Source organism: Pseudarthrobacter sp. NPDC058196, assembly GCF_042882685.1.
GTDB lineage: Bacteria > Actinomycetota > Actinomycetes > Actinomycetales > Micrococcaceae > Arthrobacter.
Genome location: NZ_JBHVVN010000023.1, coordinates 1 through 23101, shown reverse-complemented (window position 1 = coordinate 23101; position 23101 = coordinate 1). Strand labels below are relative to the sequence as shown.

Sequence of the window (23101 nt, the reverse complement as noted above, 5' to 3'; positions counted from 1 at the left end):
GGCACACACTGCGAGTGGATGACGGATATGCCAGGCAGCAGTCTGTTCCTCCCACCATATTGGGTTTAGTATGATTGACATGAAATCGGAGGCTTCCGGCCGGAGCTATGTGATGACGAAACGGGCGCAGTCAGCGGCGGCCACCGCAGAGCGAATCCTTGACGCGGCGGCAGGTGAGTTCGTGGCGGGCACGCGCATTGCGGGCATCACGCTCGAGGCTGTCGCAGCCCGCGCCGGCGTTACTGTCCAGACAGTACTTCGGCGCTTCGGTGACAAGGACAAGCTCTTCTCGGCAACAGCCGAGCGCCAAGCGGCCAGAGTAGCTGCTGAACGGGATGCAGCCGTGCCCGGCGACCTTGCGGGCGCCGTCGCCAACCTCGCCGCTCACTACGAACGCGACGGGCACCTCGCCCTGCGGCTGCTCGCAGAGGAGGCGTCCTCGCCGTTCATGGCGAACGTCACGGCCGCGGGCCGCGCGTACCACCGGTCCTGGTGCGCACAGGTGTTCGGACCGTTCCTTAGCGGGCTCAACGACGACGAGCGCGACCGCCGCCTGGCCCAGTTCGTCGCCGTGTGCGACGTCTACGTCTGGAAGCTCCTCCGGCACGAAGCCGGGCTGGGCTGCGAGGCGTACATCCAATCAATCCTCGAGCTCCTCGAACCCCTCACCCGGAGGACATGATGTCCCGCATCCTCACCTACACCTCCCCCGCCATCGGCCACCTCTTCCCCATGACGCCGATACTCCTGGAACTCACCCGGCGAGACCACCAGGTGGAGGTGCGCACCCTCCCCGACCAGGTCGAACCCCTGCGTGGTCTCGGACTCGCAGCGAAGCCCATCGATGAACGGATCGCCGCGATCGAGCACCGCGACTTCGGCGCCAAGAACACACTCGCGGCACTCTCGGCCTCTGTCGACGTGTTCGTCCGACGAGCGGCGGTCGACGCCGGTGACCTCGCCACTGCGATCGCCTCAACGTCCCCGGATGCCGTGATCGTCGACTTCAACTCGTGGGGAGCCCGCGCGGCTGCCCAGGCATGGGGAGGTCCCTGGGCCGCATTCTGCCCATACACCCCGCCGGTCACCTCACGGGGCGCGCCTCCCTTCGGCCCCGGACTCCCGCCCCTCGCCGGACCCCTCGGACGGCTACGCGACAGCCTGCTGCGGCCCCTCTTCATGGGCCAGCTCGAAAAGCGGTTCCTCCCGGGCATCAACGGGATCCTCACCGCCAACGGCGTCCCAGGGGTCACGAGCGCCGACGGGTTTTTCCGGTCCGCACCCCTGACCCTGGTGGCGACCTCAGAACCCTTCGAGTACCCGCACCCCGACTGGGCCCCCGACATCCGCCTCATCGGCGCCCTCCCCTGGGAACCCCCGGCCGAGGTACCCGCATGGCTCCAGGAACCGGGTGACCCGTTCATCCTCGTCACGACATCCTCCGAGTACCAAGCCGATGAAGCTCTGGCCCGGGCCGCCGTCAAAGGGCTGGCCGGCGAGCCCTACCGGGTTGTCATCACAATGCCCGCCCGTTTCGCAGACCTCGGGCCCCTCCCAGCCAACGTGCGGGTCGAGCGGTTCGTCCCGCACGGGCCGATCCTCGCACGCTCGGCCGTGGCCGTGACCCACGGCGGGATGGGCGCCACCCAGAAGGCGCTCAGCGCCGGGATCCCCTGCGTCGTCGTACCATTCGGACGGGACCAGCTCGAGGTCGCCGCCCGGGTGAAACACGCGAACGCGGGAGTGCGCCTGCCCAAGGGAAAGCTCACCCCGGAACGGCTGCGACACGCCGTCCGCCACGCGGCGACCATGTCCGACGGCGCCCGCCGCATAGCCGCAGGCTACCGCGCCGCAGGAGGGGCAGCCGCCGGCGCAGAAGCAATCGAGGAACTCATCACCCAACAACGACAACACCCAGAACCGGAAGGCGCACCCCGAGGCTATGAGCAGCCTTAACTGGTGGCCCCCGGTAATCGTTAGTGCTTCACTGTCGCCCGTTCAGCTGTCGGGCGCGAACTGTGGCCCTGTGCGATGCCTCAGCCAGCCGGGTCCGTCCCGCGGAGCCGTACAGATCCCGTGCCCACTCGAATTCCGCAGCTGCGTCGTGGTATCCGGCTTCATCGGAGAGCCGCCGGCCGATCTATGACACACCAAGGCTTCACGGGGCGTCGTGCCCGCCAGGCACAAAGCAGCCTTGGTCGCTGCCCCGGCTTTAGCGACTATCGTCAGGCCGGCCTGACCGGCTACGCGCTGGCCCCCGAGAGCCGGAAGAGAATTGGCGCGATGGATGGTCAACGCCGCAGAAGGACGACAGATGACGTCGACGCCGTCAGCGACTTCTGTTTAGTCTGTGCACATGTAGGGCGAACGACGGAAGCGACGCCCGCGTTATGGTCGAAACCACGCCGGGTAAAGTCTTCTGGACGAGCGTCCGGACCTTGATGTCCTCACTGCAGCTCTTGGAGCGGTTCCCGAGAGCGGGCGTCCAGCCAGGCGGGAACCCGTTCGGAGAGGATGGGTTTGCTCCACAGGAAACCCTGCGCCCGGGTTACGCCCAGGCGCCTCAGTTCATCGAGTTGGGTGGGCGTTTCGACGCCTTCGGCGATGACGTCAAGTCTGAGGCTTTTCGCCATGCCAAGGACCAGTTCGATGACTGTTCCGGCCCGGGGGTCTTCTCCAAGTTCCTCGATGAACGTGCGGTCGATCTTCAACGTTTTCGCTGTCAACCACTTCAGGTAGCTTAGGGACGAGTAGCCTGTGCCGAAGTCATCGATGGAGAGACAAACTCCCAGGCGTGCGAGGCGTTGCAGGGTTTCCCTGGGCAGGTCCGGTTCATCCATGAGCACCGTTTCGGTGATTTCCAGGTGAACTGCTCCAGGGTCGATGCCGCTCTCCCGGATCGCGGCTTCGACGATGTCCGGGAAATTCTTGGCCACCAGCTGGCGCCCTGAGATATTAACGGCCATCGTGAGGTTCGCTGCGCCGCCTGTCTGATTTCGCCAGACCTGCCCTTGGCGCAGTGCTACGTGCAGGACCCAGGTGCCGATCGGGATGATGAGGCCAGTCTCCTCGGCGATAGGGATGAACGCTTCCGGGGATATGAGACCGTGGTCCGGGTGCTCCCACCGCAGAAGTGCCTCGAAACCCAGAGGCGCACCCGAATCCAGGTCGATGATTGGTTGGTAGTCCAGGCGCAGTTCCCCCCGATCCAGGGCCAATCGCAGGTCCGATTCCAGGTTCAAGCGTCCGCTGGCCCGTCGAGTCATACGGGAGTGATAGATCGCCGAGGCGTCTCCACCGGCAGATTTCGCCCGGTACATGGCGGTGTCCGCTCCGCCCAACATGGACTGGGCCGTGTCATCGGGCCCGCCAAGAGCGATGCCAACGCTGACGTTCAGGAAGATCTGCCGCTCGTCGACCTCGAACGGGGCCCGGATGCATTCACGGATCCGGCCTGCTAGCACCTGAGCGGCGCGCATGCCCATGTTCTCGCAAACGATGATGAATTCATCGCCCCCGAAGCGGGCCACCGTGTCACCGGCCCGCACCGCCTTCTTAAGGCGCTCACCGACGAGCATCAGGATTCTGTCTCCACCGCTGTGGCCAATACCGTCGTTGACCAGCTTGAACCGGTCAATGTCGACAAACATGACGGCCGGGTGGCAACCTCGGTCAAGGAAACCCTGAAGCACCTCTGTGATCCAGTACCTGTTGGGTAATCCTGTCAGGGCGTCATGCCGGGCTTGCCATTCCAGGATCTGCTCCGCTTTTTTCCGCTCGGTAATGTCCAGCACCGTGTCAAGGAATTGGAGTGGTGTCCCGTCGGGACCATTGACGCTGCGGATCCTCGAATGCAGCCACCGCTGCCTGCCATCAGGCTGCAGGAGCCGGTATTCAACATCCGCGAAACCTGCCCCTGCCCGCAAACCTTGCCATACCCGGTGCATCAGGTCACGGTCCTCCGGGTGGGTCTGCTCCATCATCCGTTCCCACGACAACGGCTCCCCCGGCCCCAGGCCCACGATCCGGCCAAGCTCCTTGGAGTGCCATATGGTACCCAGATCGGCCGAGTACTCAAGGCTTCCCACGTGTGCCATCTCTTGTGCCGCCAACAACCTACGCCGTTCCGCATCAGCCTCGGTGCGCAACCGCTTGATCTCGGTAATGTCCCTGGCGATTCCGGACGCTCCGGCCAGTGTCCCATCCTGCCCGTAGACCGGTGACACCGTTAGTTCAACATCAATGACCGACCCGTCCTTGCGTCGCCAGCGCGCTTCCAAGCCGGTGACGAAGGAGCCGCTTCGGATCCGTTCGGCGATCCGCCCGGCCACGTCCTCCGGTGCCCGGGTTGTAAAGAGGGCGGGGTTTTGGCCAACGGCTTCCCCTGCACTCCAGCCAAGCATCCTGACGGCGCCAGCGTTCCAACTGCTGATTTTTCCGTCCATGTCAGCGCTGATGATCGCATCGCCGGAGGACTCCACCATCGCCGAGAGCCGGCGCAGGATCGCTTCCTGGTGTTTCCGGTCGGTGATGTCTTTTGAAATTGCCACAATATCTACTGGCACCGTGTGTTGGCCCCTGATTGGGCTGATCGTCCCATGGACGGGGAACTCCCTGCCGGCCCGGTCCCGCACCCAAAACTCGCCCGACCAGTCTTTGCCCCTGGCGATCCGCTCGGCGATCTCTTCGCCTGTGGGCCCGGGCGCGAGGGTCCTGAAATTACCGATGATTCCGAGCTCGAGGGGCGTCAGTCCCAGGACCTCGGAGGCTGCAAAGCCGTATAAGCGCTCGGAGGCACGGTTCCAGTACGTGACTCGCCAGCCGCCGTCCATCCCGATCACAGACTGCCCGATTTCATCAAGCAGCAGAGACTGCGTCAGCAGGTGATCCTGGTGCTCCTCAGTCATCTTCGCCCCGGCCTGTCATCGGTCATGCCTGCTGCCTCAGTTGCTGAGGTATATGTTGCCCCGGGTCCACTAGCCTGGCAATACCGCCAGTATGCCTATCCCGGTACTACGGCGCCCCGCACCGATCTCGCTGCCGCCCGAAGACTCATGGCGCTATGGTGCGCAGCGGCTATGTCTCAACCGTCGAAACCGCGGTCGGTCGGATCACCCAGGGCGAACAATCCAGCGGATGCACCGATGGCCTCCCCCTCGAAAACCCCCGGGCCCCCGCAGTCACGTCCGCGGCGATGCCTGCGGTCAGCTCAGTCTCGGCTTCAATGCCTTCGGCCACCAGGAGGCGCCCACCTCCCGGACCAGACTCATCACGGCCGTCTCACGCGGGTGCGGGCCCTGCACGACCTCATCAAGAAACGTGCGGTCGACCTTGATGATGTCGGGCCGAAGGCACCACGGGACCGGGCGACAAGATTGACAACGCTGCCGAGAAAGCCGGCGGCAAGGGCAGGAGGCTGCCGGCAGCGTCACGGGCGATGAGAGCGTGAAGGCCGAGGGCCAGGCGGACCAGGCCAAAGCTGATTTGGCGAAAGGTCAAGGATGTCTTCAAGGAGTGACGGTTTAGGGGGAAGGGCGCATTTTCTTAGGGCCACGGAAGTATCATTGCCACCCCAATGAACATCTTTCCTGTGCCGCTGGCGACGGACACTGCTTGGAGCCAGATTCCGGTGGAATCGCGCGAACTCTGGAAGGTCCGGCTCACGAGAACCCGCTGAATGCTTGCGGCGAGCAGCTAGTGTGGTGCCACCCTTCTCCAGGCCACCTGAATCCGCGCAAAAAATCCACCCGCGGTTCTGATTCTGGGCGATTCCGCGGCGGATCTCCGACCATTACCCTCTCTGGTCTCGGCTGGGTGGCGACCAGCCAGATACTGCTTGCCGACTGATCGACCCCCCCACCAGCGATGCCCCGACGTAGACCCGCCATACATTTACCGACATGGGTCTTGACCAAAACCTTGGATAAATCTGCGGAAATACTCATCGATTCTTCATCGGATCGCTCGCGGGCTCTACTAAAGTAACTTTTGTCGCAAAGCATCTTTATCCATCGCCAATGGGACTTGTTCCGGCGAAAATCAACCTAATCCCGAGGGAGCCCCACAAATGAAGTGTGTCAAGTGCACCAGCGACAATGTCACTGTCGAAATGCTGCAGTCGGGGGGAGGCACTCGAAAGCACGGAACCGGCCTTGGCGGAAATGCGAACAATGCGGCCCGAGGCTTGACGGCACTTTCAACTCTTGGAATGTCAAACCTGGTTTGGAAAAAATCAAAGGGCACTGAAAAGACAAAGTTCAAGACACAGAAGAGAGCTATTTGCCAAAGCTGCGGCCATGACTGGGCGGTCCGTTAGCAGTCCGTCGGTGTGGCAACGCGTATTTGCGGTCCGACGGCCGTCGTCACCATGCTGGCTCGGTCCAGCGCAATGATCCACCGCTCAGCCTCATGAAGCAGATGAAGCTTCGGTACGCGGGGGTATGCAGGTCGTGCGACGCTCCTGTTCCGGCAGGAACAGAAGCGATCTATGAGAGGGAGACCAAGACCGTCCGATGCTTGGAATGTGCCACCGAGGCTACAGACGCCATGCCGCGCGGTCTCGAACCACCTCGTGGTCAGTCGTCCGCTGTGTCCGGAGTAGCCGGGTCGTCCGCACGACGTGAATATGAGCGCCGCAAGGCCAAGGATGAGGCAAGGCTCCATGAGAAATGGGGCCGTTTCGGTGGCATCGCAGTGGCCCTCGCTGACGAGCGGCAAAGCACCAAAGCGTGGGATCGAGGCGCGGTCGGTGAGGAACGCCTGGGCGCCCGGCTGGATGCCCTGGTCACCGATGACATAGCAGTTCTCCACGATCGCCGTATCCCTGGCTCGAAGGCGAACATCGACCACATCGCGATCACTCGCGGTGGAATCTGGGTGATCGACGCCAAGCGGTACAAGGGGCGACCCGAGCTGAAGATCGAGGGCGGAATCCTCCGACCACGCGTCGAGATGCTCCTCGTAGGCCGGCGGGACTGCACGAATCTGATCGATGGAGTACTCAAACAGGTCGGACACATACGCGAGTTCGTCGGGGATGTGCCGGTCACCGGGGTGCTGTGTTTCGTTGATGCTGACTGGCCCCTGATCGGGGGTGCTTCCACGACGCGTGGCATCCACATTGTCTGGCCGAAAAGGCTGGCGAAACTGCTTACAGAAGACACCGGCGGCGACGTCGACGTCGCCGGTGTCCGTGAGTCGGTAGCTTCGCGGTTCAAATCCTCGTGACGTCCTTGTCGACGGCGTCCGTCACCGACATCCCACTTACTGCCCGGACAGGTAGGTGCCATAGCGCTGCCATACTTGGTGGCGGACGCTTTTTGATAGTTGTTGGCCCAGCAGCTGCTCTTCTTAACCCGGTTCATCTCTTCTCAGCTGGACCAGCAACGACACTACCGGGAGGGCGGGGCGGATGTTGACGACGTGGGGACCGTCGGGGTTCGGGAAGCTCGTGACCGGTTCTGGCAGTTGGCAGCTCACCCTTGGTGATGACTGTCTGACTGTCCGCCACGACGGAGCGTCGTTTGCTGTCGCCATGGAGGCACAGACATCGCCGATAGTGCTGCCAGGCGTGTTGTGGTCCAGGCTCGTAGTGCCTTGCGAGGGACGAAGCATCGTGCTGCGCGGCATTCCCTCCCGATCCGCCCGTGAACTCGGAGACGCCATCGAACTGCTGCTGGGTGTCGCTGAGGTGAAGTCCTGGGCGGCAGGGTTCTTCGATGCAGCCCTTCCCTCCGCGGCGGGACGGCGATGGCTTAGCCGGGACTTTCGCCTGCGGTGGGAAGAAACGAAACCCGGAGATAGGCTCGGGGAGCTTCTGCGCGAACCGCACTTGGCCGGCCACATTGCCGCTCTCGACACTACTGCCCAGAAAGCAATCCGGTTATGGAGCAGTAACCTCGAACAATACATTGCAGGGTTAAACGCAGATCACCTGAGTTCCGAGCTGGAATCCTGTGCTGACTTGTTTGACCGGGTTGAGCGTTCACTCTTGACTCGGGAGCAGGCCCACGCCGTCATTTGTTTCGACAACCGCGTGCAGGTCATCGCCTCCGCTGGTTCCGGGAAGACCTCCACCATGGTCGCCAAAACCGCCTACGCCCTGCACCGAAACCTTGTACCGGCGGAGAAGATCCTGCTGCTGGCCTTCAACAAAGACGCCGCCGAAGAAATCAAACAACGGATCCAGGACCGCCTGCAGCCCCTGGAGCTCGACGGGGAGAAGGTCGCCACCCGCACCTTCCACGCATTCGGACTGGAAGTCATCGGGAAGGCCACCGGTCGTAAACCTGCCCTGGCCCCGTGGCTGGAGAATGGACAGGACCATGATCACTTGATGCGCCTGGTTGACGGCCTCAGGGATACCGAGCCCGGGTTCCGAACATTGTGGGACCTTTTCCGCATCGTTCTCGGCAGTGACCTGCCCGAATTCGGGCAGGAACAGGAGGATCCAGACCTCTGGGAGACCGCAACGAACGCCCCGGCGCTTCGGACCCTGCAGGGCGAAACCGTCAAAAGCCACGGCGAACGGATGATTGCTGACTGGCTGTTCTACAACGGGGTCCAGTACAAATATGAAGCACGGTATGAGCACGACACCACCGACGCTGAACACCGGCAATACTGCCCAGACTTCTACTACCCCGACATTGACGCCTACCACGAGCACTTCGCTTTGGATGCACACGGCCGGGCGCCCCGCACCGGGTTCGAAGGGTACCTCGACGGGGTCACTTGGAAACGCGCAACCCACCAGCAGTACGGGACCACCCTGTTGGAGACCACCACGGCAGGAACATGGGACGGAACTGCGTTCAGCTACCTAGAAAGGGAACTCACCGACCGCGGCCTCACCCTCGACCCCAACCCGGACCGTCCCGTCCCCGGGCGCCAGGTAATCGAGAACGCGGAACTCGTACGGACGTTCCGGACCTTCCTGATCCACGCGAAGAGCAACCGGCTCGACGACGCAGCCCTCCGGGACAGTCTGAAATCCCGGCCCGGACTCCGGAACCGGTTCCGGCATTCGATCTTCCTGACCCTGTTCGGGTCAATCCGAGACAAATGGGAGCAGGAACTCGTGGCGGAGAACGACATCGATTTCGAGGACATGCTCAACCACGCCGCCGACCATATCGAAGCCGGCCGGTGGGACAGCGGGTATGACCTGGTCATGGTCGACGAAATGCAAGACGCCAGCCACGCACGGGCACGACTGGTACGGGCCCTGGTCAATCATTCCGACAGGTACCTGTTCGCGGTCGGCGACGACTGGCAAAGCATCAACAGGTTCGCCGGCGCGGACCTGTCAGTGATGACGGACTTTCACCGCTGGTTCGGCCCCGGTCAGACCCTGCGCCTGGAGAGAACCTTCCGGTCCCCGCAAAGCATCAGTGACATCTCCAGCGCCTTCATTCAAAAAAATCCCCAACAACTACCTAAAAAGGTCAAATCCCTGACCCCGGAAATCGGAACTCCGGTCAGAATCGTCGCCGTCAGCAACACCAACCGGTTCGCCAACACCGCGGATAGGTTCGCCGGCGCCGTGAACACCTATTTGGAACAACTGAACCGCGAGGTGCGCGCCGGTGCGGTGCCGGCCGGGGCCGAAGGTCAAGTTCAGGTCCGTATCCTCGCCCGATACCGTCACCTGCTCAACAGCATCCCCGCCGGTTACGGAAACGGGTGGGATCACCTGAACATACAGATGAACACCGTCCACGGCGCAAAAGGCCTCGAAGCTGACTACATCGTGATCCTTGGAATGACCAAAGGCAGATACGGGTTCCCCAGCACCATCATCGATGACCCCGTACTCGAACTCGCGATGCCGGACGGCGACACTTATCCCCTGGCCGAGGAACGGCGCCTCTTCTACGTCGCACTCACACGGGCCAGACGATCAGTGTTGCTCCTCACCGTCGAGGGCCAGGAATCCCCCTTCATCAAAGAACTGGTGCGGGATCACGGCCTCACACTGCAAAACCTCAATGGGCAACCAATGCAAACGGTCATCTGCCCCACATGCGGCAACGGATTCATGACCCAACGCTCCGGCAAATACGGCACCTTCTACGGCTGCAGCGAATATCCCGCCTGCAAAGGCACCATGAACACCGCCACCTACGCCAAAATGACCAACAGCCCCGCGGCACAACCACGGCCGAAAAACACAGGCATGGGCGGAGCTTTTCCAAACTGACGAAACTGTGGAACCAAGGTCCTTCCTCGCCACGATGATCCAGATGATCGGTGTGATGATCCTGGCGCTGGGCCTGCCCGACTTCTTTCGGACTCTGGGAAGCGGCGATTCCATCGATCCCCGGGTCATCATCGCCGGGTATCTCGTCATGCGGACCGCGACGCTCCTGCAGTGGACCCGACTAGCCCGCCAGGACCGCGGGCAGCGGCGCTCAGCCCTCCAGCACACGCTCCTCGTGGGCACCTCAATGACCGGATGGCTGGGGATTGCCATCACCAGGCCGACGCTCCCCTTGTTCGTCCTGGCGGCCGTAATCCTGTTCCTGCTGGAAATTACCGGAACCCGCCTCGTCGAACAGCGCAGCGGCGAAGTGGGGTGGAATGCGCATCATATCGCAGAGCGTTTTGGCCTGCTCGCAATCATTGCTCTTGGCGAAGGTGTCTTTGGAACTGTCGCCTCGGTCAACGCCTTGGTTGGAATCGCCGGATGGAGCTTCGACGCCGTCACGGTGGTGACCGCCGGAGTCGGCCTGACTTTCGGCCTGTGGTGGATGTACTTTATGACACCCTATGGCTGGGTCCTCTCGCGTTTCCGCCGTAAGTTCCAACCCTTCATCTACCTGCATTTTGCCCTGTATGCAGGCATCGTTGCGATTGGCGCAGGCCTCCATGTGGCCGCCTACGCCATCGAGGGAGCCGCGGGGATTGGAGCCTTCGCCTCCACACTCACCGTGATCATCCCGTTCGCCGTCTTTTGCCTGGCCGTGATGGCCGGCTACACCTACATGCTGCAGGAATTCGACGGACTGCACGCATGGCTGTCCGTCGCCACCACCGCCATCCTTGCTCTGGCCGCCACGGTATCCGCGGCAGGTGTGCCGATTGGAGTGACATTGCTGATCGTCACCGCAGCTCCGGCTGTTTCGGTCGTGGGCTTCGAAGCCGCCGGCCGGAAGCACCAACAGCAATCACTCGCGAACCTCGCGCGGACAGCACCGGTTGATCACTAAGTGCTGCAGGGCAACCAGCAACGGTGAGCTCCAGCATCAAGAAGAATGGGTTGCCGAATTCCAGAGTCCCATCCCTTGACGGCTCAATATGGCGCAGGTTACAGTTACAGCAATCCAGTTATACGAATAACTGATACGAATAACCACCGGCCCAAGGAGGTGCCCATGGCACGACCCCGCCCCCATTCAGGACCCACCATGCATGACGTCGCGGCGGAAGCGGGTGTCTCGCAGGCAACCGTCTCCCTGGTCCTGAATTCGGCCACCGGATCGCGTTTTTCGGACGACACCCGGAAACGGGTGCAGGATGCCGTCCAGAAGCTCGGGTACCGCACCAACGCCCATGCCAAAACCTTGCGTGACGGCGTCTCTGGAATCATCGGATTCCTCGGGGATGCCGTGGCCACCGCTCCGTTCGCCGGAAAGATCATCGAAGGCGCACAGGAACGGGCATGGGAAGACGGCCTGCTCCTGCTTACCATGAACACCGGCGGAAACAAGGCCCTCGAGGCAGCGTCGCTGGACTCCATGCTCAGCTACAAGGTGGCTGGGGTGGTGTATGCGGGCATGTACCACCGCCGCCTGGACGTGCCCGAGGCGCTGATGGACGTCCCTTCCGTGGTGCTGAACTCCCAGGACCGAAGGGGCCGCCTGCACAGCGTGGCTCCCGACGAGGAATTGGGGGGCCTCATGGCTACCCGGCGTCTTCTGGACGCCGGCCATATCCGGGTGGCGATGATCAACATCGAAACCCTGGAAAGCGAACTCCCCGCCGCCGTCGGACGCTTTCGGGGCTACACCCAGGCCATGAACGAAGCGGGGCATGGCGTTCAGCCGGAGCTGGTGCGCTTCGGCAGGGGCAACGAAGAGGATGGCTTCACCCACGCTATCGAGCTGCTTACGGCTGCGGAGCCGCCCACCGCCATCTTCTGCGCCAACGACCGTACCGCCTGGGGCGCCTACCAGGCCGCCCAGGAACTGCACCTTTCGATTCCGCGTGACCTATCCATCATCGGCTTCGACAACCAGGAAACCCTCGCCCCGCACCTGCGGCCCGGCCTCACCACCCTTGAGCTGCCGTTCGTGGAGATGGGACGCCGCGCCGTGGACCTCATCCTGCAAGGCGCCGAACCCGACGGCCAGGTGGAATTCATCACCTGCCCCCTGATCGAAAGAACCTCAGTGACTCATCCCAAGGAGAAGCCATGAGCCGCATCCTGGCTCGATCCACACCGGCAGCGCCGCCGGCTCCACCCGCTGGACCAACGCGCCGCACTCCCCTGCCACTGCGGCTGAAGAAAGTCGCCAGGTCCTGGCAGTTATACGTATTACTGACCCCGGCCCTCATATATATCGCGGTCTTCAAGTACTGGCCGATGTACGGAGTGCAGATCGCCTTCCGCAACTACAACCCGGTTGACGGCTTCACAGGAAGTCCGTGGGTGGGGCTCCAGCACTTCACCAGGTTCGTGAACTCATACCAGTTCGGCCAGGTTGTGGGGAACACGCTTTGGATTGCGGTGCTCGGGCTTGTAGTGGCCTTCCCCATCCCGATTGTCCTGGCCCTGCTGGTCAACCAGCTGCAGAGCGAACGGTTCAAGAAGTTCACGCAGACGGTGCTGTACTCGCCGGCTTTCATCTCCACGGTGGTGGTGGTGGGAATGATGTTCGTGCTGCTGTCGCCGCGGTCGGGCCTGGTCAACAACGCCCTCCAACTGGCCGGCGGCGAGCCGATCTTCTTCATGGGTTCGGCCGAGTGGTTCCGGCCGATCTATGTGATCTCGGATGTCTGGCAAAACGCCGGGTTCTCCATGATCGTTTACCTGGCTGCTCTCTCCGGCATCGACCCTGCGCTGCACGACGCAGCCAAGGTGGACGGCGCCTCCAAACTTCAGCGCATCCGCCACATCGACCTTCCGGGCATCATGCCCGTGGTCACTGTCCTGTTCATCCTGGCCATCGGGAACCTGCTCAACGTCGGTTTCGAAAAGGCCCTGCTGATGCAGACCAACCTGAACCTGCCGGCGTCGGAAATCATCCAGACGTACGTCTACCATGCGGGCCTGCAGCAGGCACAGTTCAGCTATTCGGCCGCCATTGGCCTGTTCAATTCCGTCCTCAACCTCGTGTTGCTGCTGACCTTCAACTGGGTAGCACGCCGGGCCAACCAAGCAACCCTCTGGTGATGCCGCTATGACCCTCCATACCGAACCCGTGGCCACTCCGGCCGCTGCCCAGCGAAACAGGCCTGGAACGAACGATCCAGGCCCCGGGCGGCCCGTCCCTTTCCGCGAAAAGTGGGCCGACAAAGCCTTCAACATCACGGCCATTACCATCCTGACCCTGTCCATCATCGCGGTGGTCTACCCGCTGTACTTCATCGTCATCGCCTCCGTCAGCGACCCGAATGCCGTCTATGAAGGCAAAGTGTGGCTGGTCCCCTCCGGGGTGACGCTGGAAGGCTACCAGCGCATACTCGCCGACAGCCGGATCTGGAACGGCCTCGGCAACACCTTGGTGTACACCGTGCTGGGGACTGCCATCAGCGTGAGCACCATCCTGTGCGGCGCCTACGCCCTGTCCCGGAAAGACATGCCGGGCCGGAAGATCCTGATGCTGCTCTTTGTGGTCACCATGTTCTTCGACGGCGGCCTGATCACGAAGTACCTGGTGGTCCGCGACCTGGGCATGCTCGACACAGTGTGGGCCGTTGTCCTGCCGGGTGCGGTGGGCGTATGGAACCTCATCATCGCCCGCTCGTTTTTCGAACACACCATTCCAGGCGAACTCCGCGAAGCCGCCCAGATGGACGGCGCCAACGACTTCACCTTCTTCTTCAGGATGGTCCTGCCGCTGTCCAAGCCGCTCATCATGCTGATGATCATGGTCCATGTGGTGGCCCACTGGAACTCTTTCTTCGACGCCCTGATCTTCCTCAACGATGACACCAAGTACCCGCTGCAACTGGTCCTGCGCAACATCCTGATCCAATCGGACGTCTCCTCCACCGGCACCACCGGCGGGGACATCCAGTCCTACGCCGCCGCCCAGCGGATCGCCGAACTGACCAAATACGCCATGATCGTGGTCTCCAGCCTCCCGCTGATGATCGCCCTGCCGTTCATGCAAAAGCACTTCACCAAGGGCACCATGATCGGTGCCGTCAAGAGCTGACACCCCGCAAAACCAATGCCCGGCGCCGTTGCCCCGCACCGCCGTCGTGCTGCTCCCCTCCACCCAAGCAAAGGAAAACCCATGGCAACCAGCCGCAAACTCGCCGTCGCCGGCGCCCTGATGGCAGGAACGATGCTGTTCACCGCCTGCTCAGGAAACTCCAAGGGCACCACGGAGATCAAGGATTCGTCCGCGGACTTCGGCTTCCAACAGTCAGGGCTGCCGATCGTCAAGGACACCCTGACCCTCAAGTTCTCCGGAACTAAAACCGCACTGGCCCCTGACTACAACACCATGTCCCTGGTGCAGCAATGGGAAAGGGACACCAACGTCCACATCGAGTGGCAGAACCTTCCCGAAACCGTGTTCAAGGAAAAGAAGAACCTCATCCTTGCCAGCGGCGACCTGCCCGACGCCTTCTTCAACAGCGGCCTGACCGACGCCGAAATCGCCACGTACTCAGCCAGCGGAACCCTCATCCCGCTGGAAGGACTGATCGAGAAGAACGCTCCCAACCTCTCAAAGCTGCTCACGGACCGGCCCGACATCAAGGCAGCCATCACCTCCTCCGACGGGCACATCTACTCCCTCCCCTCCATCGAGGAGCTCGGCTTGGTCCAGTTCCCCAACGAAATGGCCATCAACACCGCCTGGCTGGACAAGCTGGGCATCCCGATGCCCAAAACCGTCAACGAACTCCATGACGCCCTGCTTGCCTTCAAGAACCGCGACGCATCCGGGACCGGCAAGACGATCCCACTGAGCTTCATGCCTGGCTCATGGTGCGGGGACATCGTGGACCTGATCGCCGCACTCGGCGGCGTTCCGGACAACATGGACCACAGGATCGTCCAGGACGGCAAGGTCATTTACACCGCCACCCAGGACGGTTACAAGAAGGCGCTCCAGACCCTCCACCAGTGGTACCAGGAAGGACTGATCGATCCGGAATCCTTCTCCCAGGACGACAAGGCCTACCTGGCCAAGGGCAAAGCCGGAACGGAAAACCTCGGGTCATTCGCCTGGTGGGAGATCAAGGAAATGGTAGGCGCCGACCGCGCCTCCGACTACAAGCTGCTGCCGGTCCTGGAAGGAGTGGACGGCAAGCGCCGGGCCAGCCAGTCCAATAACCAGGAGATCGCGCGCGGCGCCTTCGCCGTGACGCGGGCGGACAAGTACCCCGCCGCCACCATCCGCTGGGCGGACCACCTCTACGACCCCATCCAGTCTGCCCAGGCCAACTGGGGACCCATCGGCGAAACCCTGCAAAAGGACCCCGCCACCGGGCTGCTCACCCAGATCCCCGCACCGGCGGGCACCAGCGAAGGCGAACGCCGGCAAAAGGTCGCCCCGGGCGGTCCCAAAGCCAACACCGCTGAAAACTTCAAAAACGTCGTAGCGCCCGAACCCCGCGCCGCCGAGCGTCAGAAGACGGTCCAGGAGAACTACCAGCCCTTCGCCGCCAACGACGGCTACCCGCCGGTCCCGCTGTCCAATGAGGAAATCCAGCAGATCAGCACTATCGAGTCCGACGCCGCCACCATCGTCAAGCAGTCAACGGCCAAATGGATCGTCTCCGGCGGCATTGAGAACGAATGGGACGGCTACGTCTCACAGCTGAAGAACATCGGAGTGGACAAGATGGTCGAGGTCTACCAGCAGGCCTACGACCGGTACAAGAGCAACTCCTAAGCCCCCGGCTTTCCCTCCCGGTGCCGGGCGCGGACTCCGCGCCCGGCACCCAGCCTGCGCCGCCCCGGCCGGCGGCATCACGAAAGAGACCCATGAACACTGTCACGTCCACCCTTGAGACCTTCCGCCCGGCCATGCACTACACGGCCAGGGACACCTGGCTCAACGACCCCAACGGCCTGGTCTTCCACGAAGGCACCTACCACCTCTACTACCAGAACAACCCGTTCGGGAACGTCCACAGCAACATGTCCTGGGGACACGCAACATCCACAGACCTGGTGAACTGGGAAGAGCAACCGGTGGCCATCCCATGCGATGACACTGAGGAGATCTTCTCCGGCAGCATCGTGGTGGACCACGGGAACACCTCCGGGCTCGGCAACGACGGCGCCGCCCCGCTGGTAGCCATTTACACCAGCGCCTACAAGCCGGCCTCAGCCCACCCCGGCATCCAGGCACAGTCCCTCGCCTGGAGTACAGACGGCGGCTACTCATGGACCAAATACGCCGGCAACCCCGTACTCACGCGTGACTCCCCCGAGTTCCGTGACCCCAAGGTCTTCCGCTATGAAGGCCCCGCAGGCAGCTACTGGGTGATGGCCGCCGTCGAAGCCCACGACTACGCTGTCCTCCTCTACCGTTCCGACAACCTGAAGACCTGGGAGTACCTGAGCACCTTCGGGCCCGCGAACGGCACGGGAGGCATCTGGGAATGCCCGGATCTCTTCGAACTTCCCCTGGACGGCGACGCCGGGAACACCCGATGGGTCCTGACCGTGAACATGAACCCCGGCGGCCCCAACGGCGGGTCCGCCGGGCAATACTTCGTAGGACAGTTCGACGGCGTCACGTTCCGCTCCGAAACCACGGTCACCGAGGGCATGCAGGACGAGGGCCGCGTAGCCGACTACCAGTGGCTGGACTGGGGTCGGGACTACTACGCAGCAGTCTCCTTCAGCAACGTCCCGGACGGCCGGCGGCTGATGATCGGCTGGATGAACAACTGGCAATATGCCAACCACATCCCCACCTCCCCCTGGCGCAGCCCCATGAGCCTCGTCCGCGACGTCACCCTCACCTCCGTCAACGGACAGCCGCGGCTGGTCCAGCAACCCGCCGCCGAATACACCACCAATTCGGTTCCCGTTCCCGCTCAGCAGCTGCAACTGGACGGGACGGTTGCGGTCGACGGCGGCACGGCCGTCCAGCAGATACAGGTCACCTTCACTCCGGGAACAGCGGAAGAATACGGCGTTGCGGTCAGGGGCGGCGAGGATGGTGGCGCTACCAGGATTGGCATCCGTCCGGCATCCGGCGAACTCCTTGTGGACCGCACCAACTCCGGCGACACTGGATTCCACGACGCCTTCCCCTCCGTCAGCACCGCACCAATCCAGCCGGGCCCCGATGGGACCTACTCCCTGCAGATCTTCATCGACCACTGCTCCGTTGAGATCTTTGCGCAGGACGGGCTCGTGACGCTGACCGAACTGATCTTCCCTGACCCCTCCGCGACCTCGCTGGCGCTCTACTCGACCGGCGGAACAGCCGCCGCTTCCCTGCAGCTGACGCCGCTCGCCTGAAACATGAACACATGCTCCAAACAACCGCACGGCCCTGACGTCCTTGTGGTCGGCGAGGCCCTGATAGACGTCGTCAACTCTCCGGAAGGAGTCTCCGAACACCCCGGCGGTTCACCGGCAAACGTGGCCTACGGGCTGGGTCGCCTGGGGATCCAAACCAGCTTCCACACGTCGATTGGCCGAGATCCCCGGGGGCGCGCGATCGCCGCCCACCTGAACAGCGCCGGCGTCGAACTCCTGCCAGGTGCACACCGCGACAGCCCAACGGCCACCGCAACCGCCACTTTGTCCGCCGATGGGTCCGCGTCCTACCAGTTCGATATCAGCTGGGCCCCCTTAAGGATCGCTGCGCCCATCCTGCCGCAAATCCTGCACACGGGATCCCTCGCTTCGTTCCTGGCGCCCGGAGCCGTGGTGGTGAGGGAACTTGTTGCACAGGCTCATCGTCGGTGTCTTATCACTTACGACCCAAACATCAGGCCGGCTCTGCTGGGCTCCGTATGGGAGGCACGGTCGACGTTCGAGGATCTGACGGCATTTGCAAACGTCATCAAACTCAGCAACGAGGACGCCGCCTGGCTCTACCCAAAATTGACGGTGGAGGAGGTTGGCGAGAAAATCCTTCGCCTCGGACCCGGGCTGGTCGTCACCACACTGGGTGCAGACGGATCACTCCTGATGACTCCTCACGGCAGTGTGCACGTACCGGCGTTCCCCACGCAGGTCGTCGACACCATCGGAGCAGGAGACTCATACATGGCCGCCCTGATATACGGGCTACTCGCGCGCGGAACACACGGGCTGGCGCCCCAGGCCCAGGCAACACTCGGCCGAACGGCTGCCGCCGCAGCCGCAATCACGGTCAGCCGAAAAGGCGCAGTGCCGCCTACCGCCGACGAACTGTCGGCACGGCTGCAGCAGGACGGCATCACGGCTTAGCTCAAGCCATCCGCGAACACTGGCCTCAAGGATGATGTTCTGAGTACATCCGCGGCTGGCGGAAGGTTCAGCCGTCAGGCCGGTGGCCCGCACGTCGTGTTCTTCGTGGCGGCACCACCGCCAGTCACCCGCATGGATCTATTCTGCCGGCGTCCGCAGTTCGTGGGAAAGCACGTCCAACTCCCTGCCGCCAGCCATCTCCGTCGTCAATTCACCCAGTGATACCTCGTCCCGGTGTTTGTCCAGCACGCACCGGCCCAATTTGAGGACAATCTACGCCTCCGGCCGAGCGCTATCCGGCCAGCGAAGGCGCGGCCAACAACTCGTGGTCGACTGGACCCGGCAGGGGCTTCGGTAGCACGGCCTTCTCCAATCGCTGCAGCAGCCACTCCGGCAATCCAATGATGGCCCTCGCGCAGTCAGAGTGAAACCAAAAAATGCTGGCGCTTCTTAGGAGCAAGGATCAGCAAAGGACAATCTGAGCTGGCAGGTTGGAGGCAACGACTTCCCCACCACGAGTGCCAGTCATAAAATTGAGGGGCTGGGCGACGGCGCCATCGGGGTCTGGCCGGGCCTGGTGCCGCAGACGGCCCTGACCTCTAACCTCGTCCCGACTGGATGCGGAAAATGCGCACGAAGAATCATGATTGGATGCCGGCGGCCCTCGGCTTGCTCCTCGTTCTGTCCGGCTGCACTTATTCCCCGGATGAGCCAAAGCCCTCGTCAAGCTCCCCCAGTCCCTTCGCTTCACTGGAAAATCAGATCCAGTTGTTCATGAATGAGGGCGCCGTAGCCACCGTCGTACAAGTCCGCTGGCCCGAGGGCGAGTGGTCCAAGGCCTACGGCGTGCGTGACCTCGAGTCCAGGACCCCGGCTCAGCCCACGGATCGGGCCGAGGTCGCCAGCGTCACCAAAACGATGACAGCCGTGACCGTGCTGAAACTCGTGGACGACCACCTCATCGGACTCGACGATCCCGTCAACGACATCATTCCTGGCTTCACATCCGCGCTCAAACCCCCGGGCCCCGTCACCGTGAGGCAACTGCTCAGCCACACATCGGGGATCCCCGAGGTCAACGATGCCCTGCCCAAGGATGTCGACTTCCGCCCCGTGCTGTCACAGACACTCACCATGGAGCGAGGCCTGGAGCTGGCAGGCACCCTCCCCTGGACCCCGACCAGTGTCGGGACCTTCAAGTATTCGAACACCAATTACCTTGCCCTTGGCCTCCTCGTCCAGACACTGCGGCACAAGCCCTTCGTCCAGGTCATGCAGGAGGAGGTCTTTGACCCCCTCGGCCTGAAGCACACTAGTCTTGACCATCTCGACCCTCACGAGAACGGGCTACTGCACGGTTACGTGACCCTCCGCGGAGAACGCATCGACACCACAGACAACACCTTCACTGTCGGCAACCCGGCTGGTGGCGCGGTATCGACCATGGAAGACCTGAACCTCCTCATGGCTGGCATCTTCCAGGGGCGGGCGGTCTCTCCGACCTCGCTGAAGGAGATGAAAACCAGCCCCGGCTTTGGCCCGTACGGGCTGGGCGTCTGGGAGCACGCGGACGGATGCTCGAAAGAGTCGAGACACGAGGGCCTGGGCTCGTTCGATGACTACCAGACGGTAGCCGTGAGCAGCGCAGACGGGCGATACCAGGCAGCCATGACAGTTACAGTGCCACCAATGCCCTCCGGATTTGAGGATCCGTCCACTGCGGACAAGCGTGATCTCCTCAATGGCCAAATTGAGTCGACGCTCAATGAGACCCTTGATCGGCTCTGCACTCCCGTTCAATGAAAGAATCAGCTGAACGAGGATCATCCCCCGGGTGGCGGGAGGCGATGATCCGCCTCCGGATCGAGGGCCGACCTCGACAGAAGCCACCTGTTGCTGTGGGCGTCGTGGAGGTCGAGGGCACAGTCGGGCCTATCCGGACCGAGCAGGAGCAGCGCGAGTACGGAGAGCCGAACGCACGCTGTGACAAGCGGGGAGGACCCTTCGAACTGGGCTTTGAAGCGGCGCGAGGCCGTCTGTCGTACATGCAGCATCTCTACCGACACGGTGGATTCATGGGCCACCGGGAGGACCTCATGGAAGACATTGAGCTCGAGGAGCGGCACATCAAGCGGCTCGAGGCAGAGAAGCTCACTGAAGCCTTCTGGGGCAACAGAAAGGCCCGGTCTTTTTTTACGCGGACCGGGGCCTTCCGCGTTGTCAGATGCCTGGATACGTCGGCGCGGACTCGGCTTTCATCTCCCGGGAGAGGCCCATGCCCATGACGACGAGGAGCGGGACCGCCAGGAGAACCGTGAAGAAGAGGATCGCTCCGCCGGTGAACGGGATGGCCATAAGCCCCGCGAGTAGGGCAAAGCCGGCGAAGCTGATAAGGAATCCTGGCCAATTCTTCCTTTCGTCGCCTTGGATTTCATTGAGGGTGGCCGGAACCATGATCTGATCCTCATCAAAATCTGTTGGAGCGCCGAAGTATCGGACCGCGCCGGCAAAATATCTTGAGTAGCGCCCGCCTGAGGTGAAAGACCCGTCGATCGCCGCGCGCAGTGCTAGTGCCTTCTGCAGAACGTAGAGGAAACCCTGCGCCGCTTCTACTATTTCCGGCCGAAGATGTGCGGGAAAGGCTGCGTAGTGGAGGGTGATCCGCATCAGATCATGTTCCGGGCCGAAGCCCATAATGAACTGGAAGTCCTTGGATTCTCCAAGGAAACGGAGTTGACTAAAATCCTTCCTCGTTACGGCTTGATTCGGCATGTAGATGGAGCAAGTTCGAAGGTCTCCAAGATCACGGACAACTGGACTGCCATCTTCTACGTTCTCTGCCAGCGCGTCCGCGTCTTCAAAGAAGCCGATCTTGCCTTCGCTTGTTAGGAGAAACCCATGCCAAATCTGCTGGTCCTCGCCTCGCCCGTCGAAGAGAGTAGCAGCAGCAATGTGTTGGTCTCCTGAAAAATTTGGGTCGCTTCCGTCGACGTAGCGGAGCGCACCACGCATGATTTCTAGACTTTCGTCGTAGTCAGAATCGTTGTCGCTGTGCTCCTCACTCTCAATGCTCACTTCATCTTGAATGAAGACTTCCGTTGGTTCGTCTAACGCACCGACCGGCTGCTTCGGTTGGTCAGCGATGGAGCTATCGATCAGGTCATTGGCGATGGGCTCGTGCCAAGATCCAGCACCAAAAACCCTTTCCCATAAGAGGATTCGCTGACGGTGAGCTTCTACCCCCATTGCATAGGCCCCGAGTATTTGAAGTGCGTTATTCACCGCTGCCGTTACCTGGCTTCGTTGTAGAACGGTCGGCGGAACGCCGGATACCCGCTTGTGTTCTTTGAGGTACGCAGCTTGCGCCAAGCACAGTGCCTCAAAGTCCGTGTAGCCGGCCATCAATAGCCGCGACACCATTCCGTTGACTGCCCCATCCATCCATCCATCCATCCATCCCATTGATGAAGCATCGTCTACGCTCGCATCTGGAGTCAAAAGGCGGCCAAGCCAAATATTTCGAAGTTAAGAATCCGCGTAATTGATTCTTGAAAACGAAGGGATTCAAGAACAGCTTGAATCGAGAATTCCGGGCTCGATCGCTCGTCGGACTGGGCGCAGCGTCCTGCCCCGGAAAATTGGGACGACGAAGAAAAAGGATGTGAAGTTTCCCGATAGGTGGCGGCATTCTGTGATTGCTTTTTGTCGTTATGGGCCAGCCGCCAAATGACTTGCGTCGCGTCCGCAATGCCGATGCTTTACCCACCACGGCACCACGGCCGGTGAATCCAGCTTCAATTCGTCGAGTATTGCGTCGGCCGCGACGGTTGTTTCCCGATAAATCTCAACTGCATCGACCAGCGTAATGTTCGGCGGCGGGTGGAAGTCTGCCTGAGCGGCGTCGGCTTCGATAACGCCCCTGATAACGCGGTTCTCAATTTCCCGTCCAACACATGAGATGAAGTATTGGGCTTCGGTGACGGCCAGGTGGAGCAGTAGGCCCATGACATGGGTGCCTGTCGGAGTCAGGGGAGTACGCGCCTGGGCATCACTCAAGCCCTCACATTTCCACAAGATTGCTTCACGGGCATCGTTCAAATACTCACGAAGCTGTGCCCCTCTTTCACTTTTATGGATTGGCATGAACTGAACGCTACACGCTGCTGTGTGCCGTATCCCTAGGGATACGGCACACAGCGAGCAGCAGACGCAAGCTGGCCTGACTGCTTCTTACACCCGCCTCGTGACATCCCAAGACGACCTTTAGGTGGCCTGGAGCACTGCCATTCATCACCGCAGACCACCCCAATTGCAGTCAGGCTGTGGTCCAAGAATCTTTCCTGCAGCGTTACCGAAAGGTTTGTGGCCCACCAGATATCAGAATCAAGTACTCACGACCATCAAATAAAAAAGACATAAGTGTGGACAGTGTCCACACCCCCTTTGGCAGGACAAACCGAGCTCATATGACTCCCGGGCGTCTCCGTGGAGCCCTCCAAA

General features: G+C 61.9%; 15 protein-coding genes. 12 read left to right on the top strand and 3 right to left on the bottom strand.

Annotated elements, in window-relative coordinates:
• Positions 1–79 precede the first annotated feature (79 nt).
• Both ACFVVC_RS22040 and ACFVVC_RS22035 read left to right on the top strand, forming a co-directional pair.
• Positions 80–682 carry a TetR/AcrR family transcriptional regulator gene (locus tag ACFVVC_RS22040; protein ID WP_387458412.1) on the top strand — a complete coding sequence of 201 codons (603 nt, stop codon included), beginning with the start codon at positions 80–82 and terminating at the stop codon, positions 680–682.
• Positions 679–1956, top strand: a complete 1278-nt coding sequence (locus ACFVVC_RS22035; RefSeq protein WP_387458410.1) for a glycosyltransferase — start codon at positions 679–681, stop codon at positions 1954–1956. The genes ACFVVC_RS22040 and ACFVVC_RS22035 overlap by 4 nt, the downstream gene beginning before the upstream one ends.
• Before the next feature lie 491 nt (positions 1957–2447).
• Here ACFVVC_RS22035 and ACFVVC_RS22030 read toward each other — a convergent pair whose 3' ends face one another.
• Positions 2448–4907, bottom strand: a complete 2460-nt coding sequence (locus ACFVVC_RS22030) for an EAL domain-containing protein (protein WP_387458408.1) — start codon at positions 4905–4907, stop codon at positions 2448–2450.
• A 1681-nt stretch (positions 4908–6588) separates the two neighbouring features.
• Here ACFVVC_RS22030 and ACFVVC_RS22025 point away from each other — a divergent pair.
• The 10 genes from ACFVVC_RS22025 (at position 6589) to ACFVVC_RS21980 (ending at position 20404) form a co-directional block, all read left to right on the top strand.
• Complete coding sequence (locus tag ACFVVC_RS22025; protein ID WP_387458406.1) at positions 6589–7227, top strand: nuclease-related domain-containing protein; 639 nt, start codon at positions 6589–6591, stop codon at positions 7225–7227.
• Positions 7228–7990: 763 nt separating this feature from the next.
• Complete coding sequence (locus ACFVVC_RS22020; RefSeq protein WP_387458404.1) at positions 7991–10201, top strand: UvrD-helicase domain-containing protein; 2211 nt, start codon at positions 7991–7993, stop codon at positions 10199–10201.
• Between the two features lie 7 nt (positions 10202–10208).
• Entirely contained in the window at positions 10209–11210 is a 1002-nt protein-coding gene (locus tag ACFVVC_RS22015) for a low temperature requirement protein A (protein WP_387458402.1), read from the top strand.
• 165 nt (positions 11211–11375) lie between these two features.
• Positions 11376–12419 (top strand): LacI family DNA-binding transcriptional regulator, encoded by a 1044-nt coding sequence (locus ACFVVC_RS22010; RefSeq protein WP_387458400.1) that lies wholly within the window; start codon positions 11376–11378, stop codon positions 12417–12419.
• On the top strand, positions 12416–13396 hold the full coding sequence (locus ACFVVC_RS22005) for an ABC transporter permease (protein WP_387458398.1): 981 nt from the start codon (positions 12416–12418) through the stop codon (positions 13394–13396). The genes ACFVVC_RS22010 and ACFVVC_RS22005 overlap by 4 nt, the downstream gene beginning before the upstream one ends.
• 7 nt (positions 13397–13403) lie before the next feature.
• Positions 13404–14384 (top strand): carbohydrate ABC transporter permease, encoded by a 981-nt coding sequence (locus tag ACFVVC_RS22000; RefSeq protein ID WP_387458396.1) that lies wholly within the window; start codon positions 13404–13406, stop codon positions 14382–14384.
• An 81-nt stretch (positions 14385–14465) separates the two neighbouring features.
• Complete coding sequence (locus tag ACFVVC_RS21995) at positions 14466–16076, top strand: ABC transporter substrate-binding protein (protein WP_387458394.1); 1611 nt, start codon at positions 14466–14468, stop codon at positions 16074–16076.
• Between the two features lie 92 nt (positions 16077–16168).
• A complete protein-coding gene (locus ACFVVC_RS21990) occupies positions 16169–17662 on the top strand; it encodes a glycoside hydrolase family 32 protein (RefSeq protein WP_387458392.1) in 1494 nt (497 codons plus the stop codon).
• A 3-nt stretch (positions 17663–17665) separates the two neighbouring features.
• Positions 17666–18601 carry a carbohydrate kinase gene (locus tag ACFVVC_RS21985; protein ID WP_387458390.1) on the top strand — a complete coding sequence of 312 codons (936 nt, stop codon included), beginning with the start codon at positions 17666–17668 and terminating at the stop codon, positions 18599–18601.
• A gap of 774 nt (positions 18602–19375) precedes the next feature.
• On the top strand, positions 19376–20404 hold the full coding sequence (locus ACFVVC_RS21980; RefSeq protein WP_387458388.1) for a serine hydrolase domain-containing protein: 1029 nt from the start codon (positions 19376–19378) through the stop codon (positions 20402–20404).
• Positions 20405–20821: 417 nt separating this feature from the next.
• Here ACFVVC_RS21980 and ACFVVC_RS21975 read toward each other — a convergent pair whose 3' ends face one another.
• The gene (locus ACFVVC_RS21975) at positions 20822–22063 is read right to left on the bottom strand and encodes a hypothetical protein (RefSeq protein ID WP_387458386.1); all 1242 of its coding nucleotides are present in this window, start codon (positions 22061–22063) and stop codon (positions 20822–20824) included.
• A 246-nt stretch (positions 22064–22309) separates the two neighbouring features.
• Entirely contained in the window at positions 22310–22744 is a 435-nt protein-coding gene (locus ACFVVC_RS21970) for a DUF664 domain-containing protein (RefSeq protein ID WP_387458384.1), read from the bottom strand.
• Between the last annotated feature and the right edge of the window lie 357 nt (positions 22745–23101).